The organism is Sporosarcina highlanderae, assembly GCF_030433715.1.
Lineage (GTDB): Bacteria > Bacillota > Bacilli > Bacillales_A > Planococcaceae > Sporosarcina > Sporosarcina highlanderae.
On the sequence record NZ_JAROCC010000005.1, the window covers coordinates 224,888 to 239,865 of the forward strand.

The window sequence follows — 14,978 nt, forward strand, 5'->3', positions numbered from 1 at the left end:
AACGGGGTGCGTCCGGGATTGATTTTCGTCAATCCGGCTCGGGAGTGATTTTCATTTCCGTTCATCGACCAGGCTTCCACCATCCCCGGCTCGCTTCACGTGTATACGGAAAGTACTCTCTCTGTCAACGCCTATTTTTAGTTATATGGTTATTATTATATGTGTGATTGAAATGGTTTGTCAAGCATCCTTGTCATTCAACGTCTGAAGCAGCCTCAAGTTGTTCTGCGTCGGGTTTATATTCCATAAGCCTTTCCCAGTCATCCGTTTTAATCATGTCGAGTTGAGCCTCGATTAACATTCGGAAGCGATTTCTGAATACTTTAGATTGCTTTTTCAAGTCTTCGATTTCCATCGCAATTTTTCTTGCGCGGGAGAGCGCCTCATTCACAATGCGGTCTGCATTTTTTTCTGCTTCCTTGACAATAAGCTTAGATTCTTGGAGTGAATTCCTCCGTACATCCTCTGCCGCCTCTTGTGCGATTAAGATTGATTTTTGCAAAGTCTCTTCTATAGAGTTGAAATGGGAAACCCGATCGTTAGTTTCCTTGAGACTATTTTTTAATGCCTTATTCTCTTCTAACACATTTTCATAATCCTTCATGATTTGTTCAAGGAATTCATTGACCTCATCTTCATCATACCCGCGGAAGCCACGGCTAAATTCCTTATTATGTATATCAAGCGGTGATAATGCCATCAGCTGTTTCCTCCCCTTAAAATCTTCTTATTCTTATTATACATGTACATAAAAGATAAAACAGTAGTTTTTAAATAGATGTCTGAAAAATCATTCTAACTTCCCTATCAATAACCGAATTTTATCTTTTCGTGTTCTGCCTTCAATCGATATTACTTTGAAACGACCAAATCCTCTAATCGAAAGGATGTCCGATTCATTCACTTCGAATGCCTGCTGATTACGAACTACGTGATTCACTTTCACTTTATCGTTCTGTACGAGTGCGACTGCCTTTTGACGCGGACAATTCACTAAAGAAGCAACAAGTGTGTCGAGTCTTAAAGAACTGATCGTATGGAGCTCCTCTTTCCAGGATTCCGCCATTACAATCAGGGCATCTAAAGAAGCGATTTCTTCGACTCGGACTTTTGACTTGCCGATAGACGTCAAATTTGCGACAAGATAATCTTTCATCTCTGCTGCAACGGCAAATTGAGCGACACCATCCATTAAGCGGATATCACCAAATTTTGACCGATCGATACCAAGTGCCATAATCGATCCTAATATATCACGATGTTCAACCGTCATAAATTTCGCAGGGTACCTTACAGAAAAAACAGTTACTTGAAAATCATCAGTTTCAGGTTCGTAATAATCCGGATAGATTAAAGCCCGTTGCCTTTCCGGTTCAAGGAAGGCACCATGTACTGCAAATTGCAGACCGGAACCTCTAACAATGGAACTCAAAATAAATAGTTGTCTGGGATCAAGAAAACCAGTCAGCTTCGGAGAATATGTATCCTCTACTTCCCGCGTCCAACCAACTACTGTTTCGATGAAGGGCTGCTCGTCTTTTCTAAAATGTTGTATGATGGATTCCATTGTGTATGACTCCTTACTGTACGGTGGGAGCATGGTCCCTTATAGAAAAAACCTCACATTAGTGAGGCCCTGATTAATCTATAAACTTCTAATACGCCTCTTGTAATCAAATAATTCAACACAAATATGGCAACGATCGGCGAAATATCAATCATTCCAAGTGGCGGTATGAATCTTCGGAAAAAGGCTAAATATGGCTCTGTTATCCGACCTAATAAAATGCCGAATTTAGTTTCCCTTGATGCTGGTACCCATGACATTAAAATATATATAATGAGGAGTATCATGTAAAGTTGTATTCCCTTAAACACTAAACTAAAAATCAAATCAACTGCTTGTATCATATCAGCTTCTACACCTCATCCAGTTCTATCTTTCAAAAAAATCCGAAATGGTCCCTGCCACTTCGACGTTCTCGGGCACGCACAAAAAGATGTCGGTTCCGATACGTTGAATATCTCCCCCAAGCGCGTAAACTGTCCCGCTCAGGAAATCTACAATGCGTATCCCCTGGTCCCTTTCAATCCTTTGCAAGTTAACAACTACTGCCCTTTTATTCTTCAAGTGTTCGGAAATATCCTGAGCTTCCGCATAAACCCGCGGTTCAAAAAGAACAACTTTTGATGACTTTTGTAGGCTTTGCAAACTGACGACTGTTCCAGGTGGTTGTGTTTCCGCCACTTGCTGCTTTCTTGATGCAACTTTTCTCGGCTGTTGTTCCTGAATAGGCGGCTGCTTTTGAACAGGTTGCTCTTGCTGGATTTCTTCTTCATCATCAAGATAGAACCATTTTTCAAATTTTCTTTTTATACTCATTCGTCTCCCTCGCTTTCCGTTCCGACTAAAGCGGTTCCGATTCTAACATGAGTTGCCCCTTCTTCAATTGCGATTGTGTAATCATTTGACATTCCCATTGATAATTGGGTACATGGTGCATTCTCCAAGTTAAGAGCTGATATCTGGTCACGAAGGACACGCAATGATCGGAATACCGAACGGATTAACTCCTCATCCTGTGTAAATGGCGCCATTGTCATTAAACCAATTACACGGATTTTATCAATCTCAGCCAACTCTTGGATAAACCCTTCCACTTCTTCAGGATGTAAACCCGATTTAGATTCTTCTCCCGAAACATTCACTTGTATGAAGCATTCAACAGGAGCTGTTGCCCGTTTTTGGATTTCCTTAGCGATATTTATGCGATCAAGGGAATGGAGAAAACCGACTTTATTTATGAAGTCTTTCACTTTCCTGCTTTGGACATTACCGATGAAATGATAGTTGATCGTATCCAAACTAATATCTTTTTGCTTATTGAGGATTCCCTCTGGTCGATTTTCTCCAAGGTCAGTAATTCCGATTTCAATAACTTCCTGCGCTCTTTTAGCTGAAACTTGCTTTGTTACGGCGATAACGGTAATATCTTGTCTTTTCCGTCCAGAACGTGTGCAGGCCGCTTGAATCTCTTCTTCTATAATTTTCATTCGTTGTTGAAGTGTTTCCAATGCAATCACTACTTTTCTGGTTACTTTGCTTTATTGTATCAAGTGAATGCTCACATATCAATGATAAGTCTTCATGTATCAGTCTTTTTACCAACTAATACGATATCTTTTCCAATTGTTAACACATCGTCATATTTTATTTGCTTTAAATCTTTAATTTTGGAGTCTAAAAAAAGCGATTTTTCCGCTCCCCCAATTTGTAGAATTGCGATTTTCCCATTTTTCATATCAATTGTTGCGTCTTGAACAAATCCTAAGAATGAACCTTTTTTCACTTCAATTACTTCTTTTTTTTGCAAATCTGAAAATCTCATCGTCATTCCTCCTTTTAATTAGGATATGCGTAAAGTAATAAGAAAAAAACGCAATGCATCTGCATTGCGTCTTCCGTCATCATTTATTTTCCATGCCTTCTCTGATAATTTGAATTGCATTTTTCTCTAATCTAGAAATCTGTGCTTGGGAGATACCTAATTCTTTTGCTATTTCAGTTTGCGTCTGTCCTAAATAAAAACGTTTTGAAAGAATCAATTGTTGCCTTTCCGTCATCCCTGAAACTGTTTCCTTAACTGACACATAAGTGAGCCAACGTTCTTCCGATACTTTTTTATCTTGTAACTGATCCATAATATAGACTGGATCGCCACCATCACCATTCATTGGTTCATGAAGGGACATCGGGTCTTGAATTGCATCCAAAGCAAACAATATATCGTCTTCAGGTATACCTGTAATCTCAGCCAAATCAGATATTCTCGGCTCTTTTTGATGATCGTTTACAAATTGTTCCTTGGCTCGAATTGCTTTATAAGCGATATCTCTAAGAGATCTGGATACCCTAATGGCGTGGTGATCTCTTAGATGCCTTTTGATTTCACCAATAATCATTGGTACGGCATACGTTGAAAATCGGACATTATGTTTCAAATCGAAATTGTCAATTGACTTTAATAAACCGATACAACCTACCTGAAAAAGGTCGTCCGCTTGTTCACCCCTATATGCAAATCTTTGGACAAGGCTGAGTACCAATCGTAAATTCCCAACGACAAGTTCTTCCCTTGCAGATTCGTCACCATTTTGAAGCCGGATAAACGTTTCTTTCATCACTTCATTCGTCAGTAATGGCAAATTGGACGTATCGATTCCGCAAATTTCCACTCTTGTACGCATCATTCGCTTTTCCTCCGCATTCTGTAGATGACTGTAGAAAATAGTTTGTCCTCAGTCTTGCAGAATATGCGAAATTCGATTCTCCAATTTCAACCATTAGGCAATCGGATGATTCAATCTATCCCGTAATTCCGAGATGATTTTCTTTTCAAGACGTGATATATAGGATTGCGAAATACCCAGTAATTCCGCTACTTCCTTCTGCGTCATTTCTAAATGGCCGGTTAATCCGAAGCGACATTCCATAATATATCGTTCTCTTTCGTCCAATGTACTAATTGCCTCAATCATATGTTGTCTTTCTAATTTTTTTTCTACATCATCAATAATAATATGTTCATCCGTGCCCAATATATCAGAAAGCAATAATTCATTCCCGTCGGCGTCTGAATTAAGTGGTTCATCAAAGGAAATTTCCGATCTTGTCCGGTTTGTTTTACGTAAATGCATTAAAATTTCATTTTCAATACAACGTGAAGCATATGTTGCTAATTTTATATTGCGATCGCTTTTAAATGTTTCGATCGCTTTTATAAGTCCAATTGTGCCAATACTAATCAAATCTTCAATATGTGTATTCGTATTATCAAATCGTCTTGCGATATAAACGACAAGTCTTAAATTCTTTTCGATGAGCGTATCTCTAGCATCCATGTCACCTTCCATAAATGCTCTAATTGCCTTAGCCTCTTCTTCTCTTGTTAAAGGTTTTGGCAGTGATTCGTGTCCCCCAATATAATATGTGCCACTTTTTCTTCTTGAAAAAAAGCTTTTGATAATTGATAACCAATTTTTCATTTTATGCCACATGATCTGTTCCCCTTTCTTCCGTTATTGATTCCAATGCGGAGGCATGCAAAATGGCAGCTGCGCCTTCGGGATAACGATTATCTTCCTTTGTAAGAACGATATAGCCTGTTGGCAACTCACTTCCTTTCCCGATGACCCATTGGTCGAATTTAAAACCAACTGCCCAGGAAGCACCCTGCACCGTTTGAAGCCGAATAAGACGTGCATTTTTTTGGTACTGTTTCGGGATCTTAGAAAGTTGATGCATGTCTTTTGTGTTCCATGTATGCAAAGGCTCTATAAGCTCCTTGGGTATAATTGACTCAACAGCTTCGAATGATATGAAGTGAACAGCTTCTCCTGTCAACGGTTCAACACATCGATTTCCTGTATCAATGAAGACTTGAATTTGTGTAGTCCCTCCCCAAATTGATAAAACCGAATCGAATGAATACGACGACATTTGACGGGCAGTTCTTACATCCAACCATTTTGTTTTTAATAAATATAAGGATATATACGCTACTAGTGCACATACAAAGACTGTTGCCTTTGCATTGGAAAACATGAATCTGTCAGTGAATACGGTTAGTACTCCTCCCGCGAAAAGAGCTCCTATGAGAACAAGGATTGAAGGACCTTTCCAAGCCTTAAATGAGATTCCAAAGGCACATATGACCATTCCCAAAAAAGCGATTACAATTGCGAGTGGGGAGTTAGGGAAAAGTGTAACTGGGAATGCTCCGACGAACGAAGCGAGTAAAAGGCGCTTCGAGGTTGTCTGCGACTTGGCCATTCGATTGGCGAAAGATAGAATCGCGTAGTTGAATACCATATTAATGCCAATAATGATTTCGCCATACATCAGCCCACCCTCCTTGAACGTAAGGATAACACTCTAATTCTGCAATGTTTGTCGGAATGAGGAGGAATTTTGAGTAAAAATACGACAAAAACCGTTGCTTTCCGTTCCGGGCTGACGCTTTCCGGGGGGCGGGCGGTGAGCCTCCTCGGTCGCTACGCGACACTGCGGGGTCTCACCTGTCCCGCTAATCCCCCAGGAGTCGCCGCCCTCCACTTCAAGCAACTGGAGCATCCCAGCACAAATCAAATTTGATATAAATAAAAAAATCCCCGGCTTGTCCATTTGGACGGCCGGGGAATTTATATTCATTTTATTACCTTCTTTGACGATTGCGTAGGAATGTTGGAATGTCCAATGCATCATCCTGTTGGTTGCTTGATTGTTGCCTTGACATTTCAGGTTGATGGTATTGTTGTTGTGGCTCTTCTCTACGTGAATGCATTGTTGATACAGGTTGTTGTTGCTGTTCACGTTGACGTGTTGCGCCGAATCCTGGGTTTCTTGTCGCCTTTGAAGGGCTTAACTGTTCTTCATTGAATCCAGTAGCAATTACCGTTACAACAATTTCATCCTTCAAACTATCATTGATGACGGAACCGAAGATCATGTTAACATCTTCATCTGAAGCGGAAGCGACAATATCTGCAGCCTCTTGAACTTCGAATAGACTTAGGTTGGAACCGCCTGTTATATTCATCAATACACCTTTTGCTCCATCAATTGATGTTTCCAATAGTGGACTTGAAATTGCTTTTTTAGCAGCTTCTGCAGCCCGGTTTTCACCAGTGGACATACCGATACCCATAAGTGCAGATCCTTTATTCGACATGATTGTTTTCACGTCAGCGAAGTCCAAGTTGATCAGTCCAGGTACTGCAATCAGATCCGAAATACCTTGAACCCCTTGTCTAAGTACATTGTCAGCTTCACGGAAAGCTTCCAACATTGGAGTGTTCTTATCGACAATTTCGAGAAGCTTATCATTAGGAATCACAATTAGCGTATCGACCGATTCTTTCATCGCTGCGATTCCACCAATTGCTTGTGTTTGACGCTTACGACCTTCAAAAGTGAATGGACGTGTTACAACACCAACAGTCAGTGCTCCAAGATCTTTTGCCACCTGAGCGATGACAGGAGCCGCACCTGTTCCAGTTCCGCCTCCCATTCCAGCTGTTACGAAAACCATATCAGCCCCGCGAAGAGCTTCTTCAATTTGCTCACGGCTTTCTTCCGCTGCCTTCTTCCCTACTTCAGGGTTTGCTCCGGCACCAAGTCCGCGAGTCAATTTAGCTCCAATTTGCAATTTCACTTCAGCCAATGATAAGTTCAAGGCTTGGGCATCAGTGTTAACTGCAATGAATTCTACACCTTGCACTCCATGTTCTATCATCCGATTAACAGCATTGTTGCCTCCACCACCGACACCAATTACCTTAATTACTGCAAGTGCATCAACGTTCGTATCAAAATCCAGCATTGTCTCTCCTCCTAATCCCAATCAGACCGTTTTTTTGGGTCATTCAAAAAATCCATCGAAAAATTTCTTAGTCTTGCTCATAAAGCTTGATTTTTTCTCTTTTGTTTGAACAGTAGCCTTCTTTTTTGGTGATGAAGGATAATCCATGTCACTATGAGCTGCTGCAGTTTGAGATTCTGCTGAAATACCAAAATAGGAATCTTCCATATTAGCATAACGGATAAGACCCACAGCAGTCGAATACATTGGTTCGCGGACACCGATATACTCAGGTGTATGGACGCGGACCCTTGTTTTCAGAACATGTCTTGCAAGCTGCAGAATCCCTTCAAGCTTGGTTGTCCCGCCAGTCAATACGACTCCTCCAGGCAAATCACGGATCCCCATTCGGTAAAGCTCCTCAAGCACCAATTCGAATAATTCTTCCAATCGGACACCGATGATTTCCGATATGTATCTTTGACTATATTGGTCTTTTGAATCAGCACCAATGACAGGAACCTCAAATAGCTCATCATCTGACGCATCATCATAAAAGGCATGTCCAAATTGATGCTTAATCTTCCTAGCTTGCTCAGTAGGAGTCTTTAAAATAATGGACAAGTCTTTTGTAATATGGTCTCCTCCAACTGGAATTACTGCGGTCGAAATGAAACGGTTATCACCGAAAACGGCGATAGTTGTGGAACCTCCACCAATGTCGATGAAAGCCGTGCCATGATTCATCTCATCTTCAGTTAAGGCAAATGTACCTGACGCCAAAGGCTGAAGATAAATTTCACGTATCACAAGTCCTGCCCTTTCAACGCATCGTAAAATATTATGCACTAATGTTTTGGAAGTAGTAATCAGTGTACCATCCAACTCAAGACGAACACCAATCATCCCACGCGGGTCTTTAATCTCATCATAGTCATCAACGATGAATTGTTTCGGGATGATATTGACAATCTCCCGATCTGGTGGAACCGACATGACCTGAGCAGATTTCATAACACGACCCAAATCATCATCCGTAATTTCCCTATTCTCGGAATTTACGGCGACAACACCTTTGACGTCCTGTAAATGAACGCCGTTAGCGGGAACACCTAAAATGACTTCCCGAATTTGCATTCCCGTCATCCGCTCGGCTTGTTCCACCGCTTTTCGGATTGACTGGACGGTTGCATCTATGTCGATTATCGTCCCTTTTCGAATTCCAGCTGACTGGACGTTACCAACTCCGATTACATGGAGGGATCCGTTATCTACTTCGCCAATCAGTACTTTGACTGACGAAGATCCTATATCAAGTGAAACGTAAGTTGTAGATTGATTCAATTCCCGGCACCTCCCATTGCTATCCTTATCTTACATTCTATTGTATTAGAGTCATATTGTCTAAATATTTTCGCCATCTTCTCCTCAATTCCTTTCATTCCTGAAATTTCTTTTCAGAAACCTTTCCTCGATCTGACCATTTCGTTAGCAATATCCTTCTTATGACTGCAATATTTTGGAAAAGCCTTACCCCAAATGCAAATACTGCTGCCAAATATAGATCTACTCCCAAATGCACGCCAAGGAAAGCCAAACCGGCAGCAAGCGCGATATTAAAGAAGAAGCCTGAAATGAAAACCTTATCATCATAAATTTGTTGAAGATAGGCCCTTATGCCACCGAATAATGTATCCAGTGCGGCCAATACAGCTATTGATAAATAATTACTATAAAGTTGTGGAATTTGAATATCTGATAACAGACCAAGCGAAACTCCAAGTATTAAGCCAAGCAACGGCAACCACATTGTTATTCCCCTTTCGGCAGTTCCTGCAAATACAGATTTTCAAATTTTTCTGGCCATCCACGCATAGATACGTCATTCATTGGTTTACTAATATCTAAAACTAAATTATCAAGATAAAAATCATCATGAATGGAGGAGGCCAATAAATAATTATAAAGTTTTTCACTTTCAGACAGTGTAGGTGAAATAATCTTAATCTTAAAGGGTGGTGTCGAAACATTAAGGCCATTTACAGACGTAAAACCATTTATGACCCTAATTGAGCTCATTACCGTATTCCGTTTACCGTCTATCTCCATGGCAATCCCTTTAAATCGGTTCACCTCGTTGACAAAACGTGTCAATAAATCTGATGAAATACTCGTGATTGGTATTCCATACGCTACACTTTCAGGTGATGGCTTGACTTCAATAACAATGCCGGGCCCTGTAATATCCGTTGTCCCTGCTTTACGGTTTAATTTCTCGACCGTGTCATTTAATGCTTGCCCTGCACTTGACTCACTGAGTGACTTATACGTGGATATTGTGTTGTCCAATTCCCGGATTTCTGATAAAAGCTCTGAATGAAGTTTCTTTTCCTCTGCCAACTCTTGTCGAATTGCCCATATATCCCTCGTATCACGTATCTTAGGATTTTTCACTGAATTATACTGAACAGCAATCATGAATCCAATTAACAGAAGGATAAGAGTGAATTTCCAATTGATCGCCTTCTTCACGGAACCCCCCTCCCTTTAAAGCAGTCAGTTTACGATTCATCCCTTAATGCAGGCAGTTTTAGCTCTTTCAACTGTTCAAGGGTTACTACAATATTATCGTGGACCAGACTATCAATTACTCCGCCAGTGAGATTCAACGATGGAGATAAGATTTCCGGATCTCCAATTGCTTCTACTACAAAAGGTGCAGGAAACGTTCGACCGTCAATAGTAATGACGGGGCCTGTACATTTTATATATGAATTAGAAGATATTCTTTGGCCATTAATGGAGATGCCCTGTGCACCGGATATTTTCAATTCGTTTACCACCCGAAGAACATGGCTCTCATGCACAATATAGTCATTGGGATTTTGTTCAACAGGATCATAATCCCCGTCTTTCAATGTAACACGGACGCCTGGACCAACTGCCGGAATAACCCCTAAGAGTAAACGAAGATCTTTTGCTTCGTTTACAAGCTCTGCATGATTCTCTTCGCTCCTCAAGAAAGATTGTTCAAATTCACGGATTTCAGCTTGTTTAGATCGAATTTCATCGGCTAATTCCTTATTTCTTTCCTTTTGGACGATCAGATCCGCACGATATTGTTCTTCCTCTTGGAATGTGGGTGACGGCGCTGTCTCTCCACTGTCTTTCCCCAAAGTGCGATAAGAAAATGCGAAAATAAATCCAAGGACCAAAAAGACAAGTGAGTACAAAATATACCTGCCTTTATTTTTATTTTCCTCATTCATTTTCTTCGCCATCTACATCACCTTCTCCTTCTCCTTCCCCCTCCATTTCCAATTCCTTCTCCTGACCGTAAATTTTGTTAAAGGGAGAAAAATATGTACCAACCTCCATGTCGATTATACCTTTTTCCATGTCCTCTAATTGAGATGTAATTTCTGGATAATAATCCATTTTCTCTGCGAAAGTTGGAATGATTGCATGGACTTCAAAACCATCATCCATAAAGGCCGTTATTGTATCGGGGTTTTCCTCAGTTCCAGTATAAATAATTTCAGAGATCAAATGCAGGACATCCTTGTCCATCTTCAATAATTGTTTCGTCAGCTTTTTCCTTAAGTCGGGCTTGTCCACATGATTCAATATAGGGACATTCGGATAATTGATATCACTTGAAATTAGTTCGCCATTTTCAAGCAATAAATCAAAATTACCATCATTCTCCATATAGGCAACCATTTTCCACTCGGTTATGGAAATTTCAACATCCCTTAACAGTTTTCTTGTTACGGATACTTTACTGACGCCTTCGATTTTTAAAAGTTCTTTCTCAACTTCTTTTGTGACGAATCCCCAATACGAACTACCGATTGGAATACCACTCTTTTCGAAGTAAAACTCGTCATCATACAGTTGCGCACCATGGATTTCTATTGCACCGACTTTACTGAATGGAGATTGAAAGTATAGTAGCACAAGGAGGGCTATACAGAATACGGCAATAATGAAAATGAACTTTTTATTCGTTTTCCTACGCCGTTTTTCACGCATGGATGGTATGCGTTCTTCGATGTCGATCACTTTATCCATATGGTAGCCCTCCCTTCCTAAGTTTTTCTATAAAATGCGAAGTGTAAAATAGTCCCTACTGCCATCCAGGTCGTAAGCAATGAAGAACCCCCATAACTGATGAAGGGTAATGTCACGCCGGTTACAGGCAATAATCCGGAGACAACTCCGACGTTAAGGAACGTTTGAAATATTATCATAGAAGCCATTCCAGCGGTTATTAAAAATGCTTTGTAATCATACGTACGTATCGCAATTCCAAATGCCGAAAACAACAATACCAAGAATAGCAACAGAATGGAAGTCGCCCCGATAAAACCCGTTTCCTCGGCAATGATCGAAAATATGAAATCATTTTGCGGTTCCGGTAAATATAGGTACTTTTGTCGACTGTTTCCATACCCGTGACCAAATAATCCACCTGGCGCTATGGCAAATAAGGACTGGATTCCTTGAAAACCTTTCCCAAGGGGATCATTCCACGGATCGATATACGATTTAATACGATCAATCCGATATGGAGCTGAAATAATCAAGGCAACAAAAGCTCCCACTCCAGTCATACCTAATACGGCAAAAAAGGACAAAGGATAACCTGCAAGGAATAGGATGACAAACGCTGAAACAATCATAATCACCGTTGAGCCAAGATCCGGTTGCAACATGATTAATCCTGCTGGCAATAGAATTAGTACAAAATGGTTCAACCTGAAGGGACTTCTTCCTGCGGAGTTTTTTACACTACAGGCAAGTTTTCCGATAAGGGCAACTTTGACAAACTCTGCTGGCTGTATGCTGAATGGACCAAGGGCAATCCAGCTTTGCGAACCGTTCCTGACTGCACCAATCCCCGGAATCATAACTGCAACTAACAAGATAATTGTTATGTAATAAAAGGCAGTCCAGAAAGATTCATGGGAAACCCACTTTCCTTTCATTAACATTAGGGCGACAAAAATCGATATTCCCATGTAAATTCCTTGTTTTACTATGAACGGGGGTGAATCCGCATAATGAATTTGTCCCCAATATGATCCAGCAGAGTGGACGAAGACCAATCCGATAAGTGATAACGATACTGCCGATATGATGAAGGCAGCTTTCAATTTCTGATCCAGTGAACGCATCCTTCCGTCTTAGTGTTAAATGTGAGCAGTTGCTTTCCGATCCAGGCCACATAAAAGCATTCTATTTGGCTTACAAGTTGTCGATTGCATTTATAAATGCATCTCCGCGTTCTTCGAAGTTAGGGTATTGGTCCCAACTTGCGCAGGCTGGCGAAAGTAGGATTTGATCTCCTTCAAGGGAAATGCCAAAAGCTCCTTGTACTGCTTCGTCCATCGTTTCCGCTTTTTTGACGTAAGGGACACCGCAGGATTTCGCAAATTCAATTAAACGGTTCCCGGTCTCGCCTAAAGCAAAAAGTGCGTTTACCCTATCCATGTATGGTCGCAGTTCTTCGAAAGAATGTCCTCTGTCCAATCCACCCGCTATTAAAATTACAGGAGGCTGAAACGAGGAAAGAGCACTTTTCGTCGCTAATGTATTTGTGGCTTTTGAATCGTTATAAAATGTTCGGCCCTTAAGTTCTTTCACGAATTGCATCCGATGTCGTACACCTGTGAATGAACTTAATACATTCTCGATTGATTCTTTATCGCAATTCATTAAGATTGCCGATGCAGTTGCTGCTAAAATATTTTCCAAATTATGCTGACCTAAGAGCTTTATGATAGATCGGTTAATAAAAGGTTCACCTTGCCAATAAATCATCTCTTCATCGGCGGAAATTCCATCCGCCGTTCTTCCTTTTAGGGAAAAAGGGATCTTTGTTGCAGCTGATCGTTCTACATACGGGAGTAATTCCGGTTGGTCAGCATTGTAAATGAAGAAATCATCTTTTGTCTGATTCGTTGCTACTTTTGACTTTGCGATGGCATATTCTTTAGACGTTCCATGATAGTCAATATGGGCTTCGTATAAATTTGTCCAAACGGATATTCTTGGACGGAATTTTTCTGTCCCGGCTAACTGAAATGACGATACTTCCATAACAATGACCTCATCAGCGGTTGCTGCGTCAGCCACTGTACATGCCACAGTTCCGATATTTCCCGCAATCAGTGGTTTCTTCCCACCTATATTCAAAATATGATAGAGAAGGGTTGTTGTTGTTGTTTTTCCGTTGGAGCCGGTGATTGCAATAATAGGAGCCTTACTAACCAAGTAAGCTAATTCGATTTCAGTCCAAATCGGTATGTCTTTCTTGATGGCTTGTTGAAGAACCTTATTTTTGTAAGGAATCCCTGGGTTTTTCACTATGAAATCAAAGCCTTCATCCAAGATTCCTTCGGGATGTCCACCGCAGATAACGTTTATACCGTTTGCACGTAGAGCATGAGCTTCTTTGTTTCCTTCTTCAGGTGAGAAATCATTAACAAGAACATTTGCACCGAGGGAATGTAACAAATCAGCAGCCGCATAGCCACTTTTAGCAAGACCAAGCACAAGCACTTTCTTTCCTTTAAACTGATTCCGAATTTCCACTTACATCACCTCCCATAATACGGGCAGCATTGCAGCCAAGAAAGCAATTCCCCAAAAAACAATTACAATCTTCCACTCTGACCAACCCGAGAGTTCGAAGTGATGGTGGATCGGACTCATTTTAAATACCCGTTTTCCTGTTAGCTTAAAGCTTGTCACTTGGATCATAACCGATAATGTTTCCATTACGTACACGACTCCAATTATAACAAGTAATAGTTCCTGCTTCACAAGGATTGAAAGCATCGCAAGAACACCGCCTAAAGCTAAAGAGCCGGTATCGCCCATGAATACTTTTGCCGGCTTCATATTGAATAATAAAAAGCCTAACATTGCCCCAGCAACGACAAATGCGAACGTCGCGATGTCATGTTGCTCATAGATGAGGCCATACACACCAAAAGCAGCAAATGCCACGGTTGAAGTACCAGCAACAAGACCATCAAGGCCGTCCGATAAATTGACTGCGTTTGAAAAACCGACAAGCCAGAAAATAAGGAATGCTACATAGAAGGCACCAAGGTCAATAGTAATTTTCGTAAATGGTATGAGAAGCGTTGTTTCAAAAGGTCCCATTTTTAATAGAAAATAAGCAAGAACAGCAATTACAATCTGCCCTATTAATTTTTGAATGGATGTCAAACCTAAATTCCGTTTCATGACGACAATGATAAAATCGTCAAGGAATCCGATAACACCGAATCCTACAAGCACAATCATCAATACAATTGTCTGTGTTGTTAGTACATCTTCATATATGTATGATAGGATCAGCATCGTAATGATGATAGAACTCAGGAAAATCAGGCCGCCCATAGTGGGCGTGCCTGCTTTTTTCTTGTGGGCTTCCGGACCTTCTTCCCTGATGCTTTGCCCGAACTTCAATCTTCTTAGCAACGGTATGATTGCGGTCCCGATAAGTGCTGTTAGTATAAATGAAACGGTGATAACCGTAATTGTAGTGGCGAGTGTCATAATATTTCTCCTTAATTGTTATAAAAACGAATTATTGTTGTC

General features: G+C 40.7%; 18 protein-coding genes and 1 other annotated feature (1 of these 19 cut by a window edge). All 18 genes read right to left on the reverse strand.

Annotated features, from left to right (window positions below; all coding sequences use genetic code 11):
- Window positions 1-137, reverse strand: a binding site (T-box leader) (it extends 77 nt beyond the left edge of the window).
- 56 nt (window positions 138-193) lie between these two features.
- The 18 genes from P5G49_RS08550 to mraY all read right to left on the reverse strand — a co-directional run bounded on the left by P5G49_RS08550 (window position 194) and on the right by mraY (window position 14,936).
- Window positions 194-700: a DivIVA domain-containing protein gene (locus tag P5G49_RS08550; RefSeq protein ID WP_301243070.1), complete on the reverse strand. Its 507-nt coding sequence runs from the start codon at window positions 698-700 to the stop codon at window positions 194-196.
- A 90-nt stretch (window positions 701-790) separates the two neighbouring features.
- Window positions 791-1,567, reverse strand: a complete 777-nt coding sequence (locus P5G49_RS08555; RefSeq protein ID WP_301243071.1) for a YlmH family RNA-binding protein — start codon at window positions 1,565-1,567, stop codon at window positions 791-793.
- Window positions 1,568-1,620: 53 nt separating this feature from the next.
- Window positions 1,621-1,911: a YggT family protein gene (locus P5G49_RS08560; RefSeq protein ID WP_301243072.1), complete on the reverse strand. Its 291-nt coding sequence runs from the start codon at window positions 1,909-1,911 to the stop codon at window positions 1,621-1,623.
- Window positions 1,912-1,936: 25 nt separating this feature from the next.
- Window positions 1,937-2,383 carry a cell division protein SepF gene (locus P5G49_RS08565; protein WP_301243073.1) on the reverse strand — a complete coding sequence of 149 codons (447 nt, stop codon included), beginning with the start codon at window positions 2,381-2,383 and terminating at the stop codon, window positions 1,937-1,939.
- Window positions 2,380-3,075 carry a YggS family pyridoxal phosphate-dependent enzyme gene (locus P5G49_RS08570; RefSeq protein ID WP_301243074.1) on the reverse strand — a complete coding sequence of 232 codons (696 nt, stop codon included), beginning with the start codon at window positions 3,073-3,075 and terminating at the stop codon, window positions 2,380-2,382. The genes P5G49_RS08565 and P5G49_RS08570 overlap by 4 nt, the downstream gene beginning before the upstream one ends.
- Window positions 3,076-3,146: 71 nt before the next feature.
- Window positions 3,147-3,389 (reverse strand): PRC-barrel domain-containing protein, encoded by a 243-nt coding sequence (locus P5G49_RS08575; RefSeq protein WP_301243075.1) that lies wholly within the window; start codon window positions 3,387-3,389, stop codon window positions 3,147-3,149.
- A 79-nt stretch (window positions 3,390-3,468) separates the two neighbouring features.
- Complete coding sequence (gene sigG, locus P5G49_RS08580) at window positions 3,469-4,251, reverse strand: RNA polymerase sporulation sigma factor SigG (protein WP_381426999.1); 783 nt, start codon at window positions 4,249-4,251, stop codon at window positions 3,469-3,471.
- 93 nt (window positions 4,252-4,344) lie between these two features.
- Window positions 4,345-5,058: an RNA polymerase sporulation sigma factor SigE gene (gene sigE / locus P5G49_RS08585; RefSeq protein ID WP_301243076.1), complete on the reverse strand. Its 714-nt coding sequence runs from the start codon at window positions 5,056-5,058 to the stop codon at window positions 4,345-4,347.
- Complete coding sequence (locus P5G49_RS08590) at window positions 5,048-5,902, reverse strand: sigma-E processing peptidase SpoIIGA (protein ID WP_301243077.1); 855 nt, start codon at window positions 5,900-5,902, stop codon at window positions 5,048-5,050. The genes sigE and P5G49_RS08590 overlap by 11 nt, the downstream gene beginning before the upstream one ends.
- Before the next feature lie 313 nt (window positions 5,903-6,215).
- Entirely contained in the window at window positions 6,216-7,382 is a 1,167-nt protein-coding gene (gene ftsZ / locus P5G49_RS08595) for a cell division protein FtsZ (RefSeq protein ID WP_301243078.1), read from the reverse strand.
- Window positions 7,383-7,421: 39 nt separating this feature from the next.
- Window positions 7,422-8,705: a cell division protein FtsA gene (ftsA, locus tag P5G49_RS08600; protein WP_301243079.1), complete on the reverse strand. Its 1,284-nt coding sequence runs from the start codon at window positions 8,703-8,705 to the stop codon at window positions 7,422-7,424.
- 94 nt (window positions 8,706-8,799) lie between these two features.
- Window positions 8,800-9,171: a small basic family protein gene (locus P5G49_RS08605; RefSeq protein WP_301243080.1), complete on the reverse strand. Its 372-nt coding sequence runs from the start codon at window positions 9,169-9,171 to the stop codon at window positions 8,800-8,802.
- Window positions 9,172-9,173: 2 nt separating this feature from the next.
- The gene (locus P5G49_RS08610) at window positions 9,174-9,893 is read right to left on the reverse strand and encodes a DUF881 domain-containing protein (protein WP_301243081.1); all 720 of its coding nucleotides are present in this window, start codon (window positions 9,891-9,893) and stop codon (window positions 9,174-9,176) included.
- Window positions 9,894-9,922: 29 nt separating this feature from the next.
- A complete protein-coding gene (locus tag P5G49_RS08615; RefSeq protein WP_301243082.1) occupies window positions 9,923-10,642 on the reverse strand; it encodes a DUF881 domain-containing protein in 720 nt (239 codons plus the stop codon).
- The gene (locus P5G49_RS08620; RefSeq protein ID WP_301243083.1) at window positions 10,623-11,435 is read right to left on the reverse strand and encodes a cell division protein FtsQ/DivIB; all 813 of its coding nucleotides are present in this window, start codon (window positions 11,433-11,435) and stop codon (window positions 10,623-10,625) included. The genes P5G49_RS08615 and P5G49_RS08620 overlap by 20 nt, the downstream gene beginning before the upstream one ends.
- Window positions 11,436-11,452: 17 nt before the next feature.
- Window positions 11,453-12,541, reverse strand: a complete 1,089-nt coding sequence (gene ftsW / locus P5G49_RS08625) for a putative lipid II flippase FtsW (RefSeq protein WP_301243084.1) — start codon at window positions 12,539-12,541, stop codon at window positions 11,453-11,455.
- Window positions 12,542-12,611: 70 nt separating this feature from the next.
- Window positions 12,612-13,961: a UDP-N-acetylmuramoyl-L-alanine--D-glutamate ligase gene (murD, locus tag P5G49_RS08630; RefSeq protein ID WP_301243085.1), complete on the reverse strand. Its 1,350-nt coding sequence runs from the start codon at window positions 13,959-13,961 to the stop codon at window positions 12,612-12,614.
- On the reverse strand, window positions 13,962-14,936 hold the full coding sequence (mraY, locus tag P5G49_RS08635) for a phospho-N-acetylmuramoyl-pentapeptide-transferase (RefSeq protein WP_301243086.1): 975 nt from the start codon (window positions 14,934-14,936) through the stop codon (window positions 13,962-13,964).
- Window positions 14,937-14,978 lie beyond the last annotated feature (42 nt).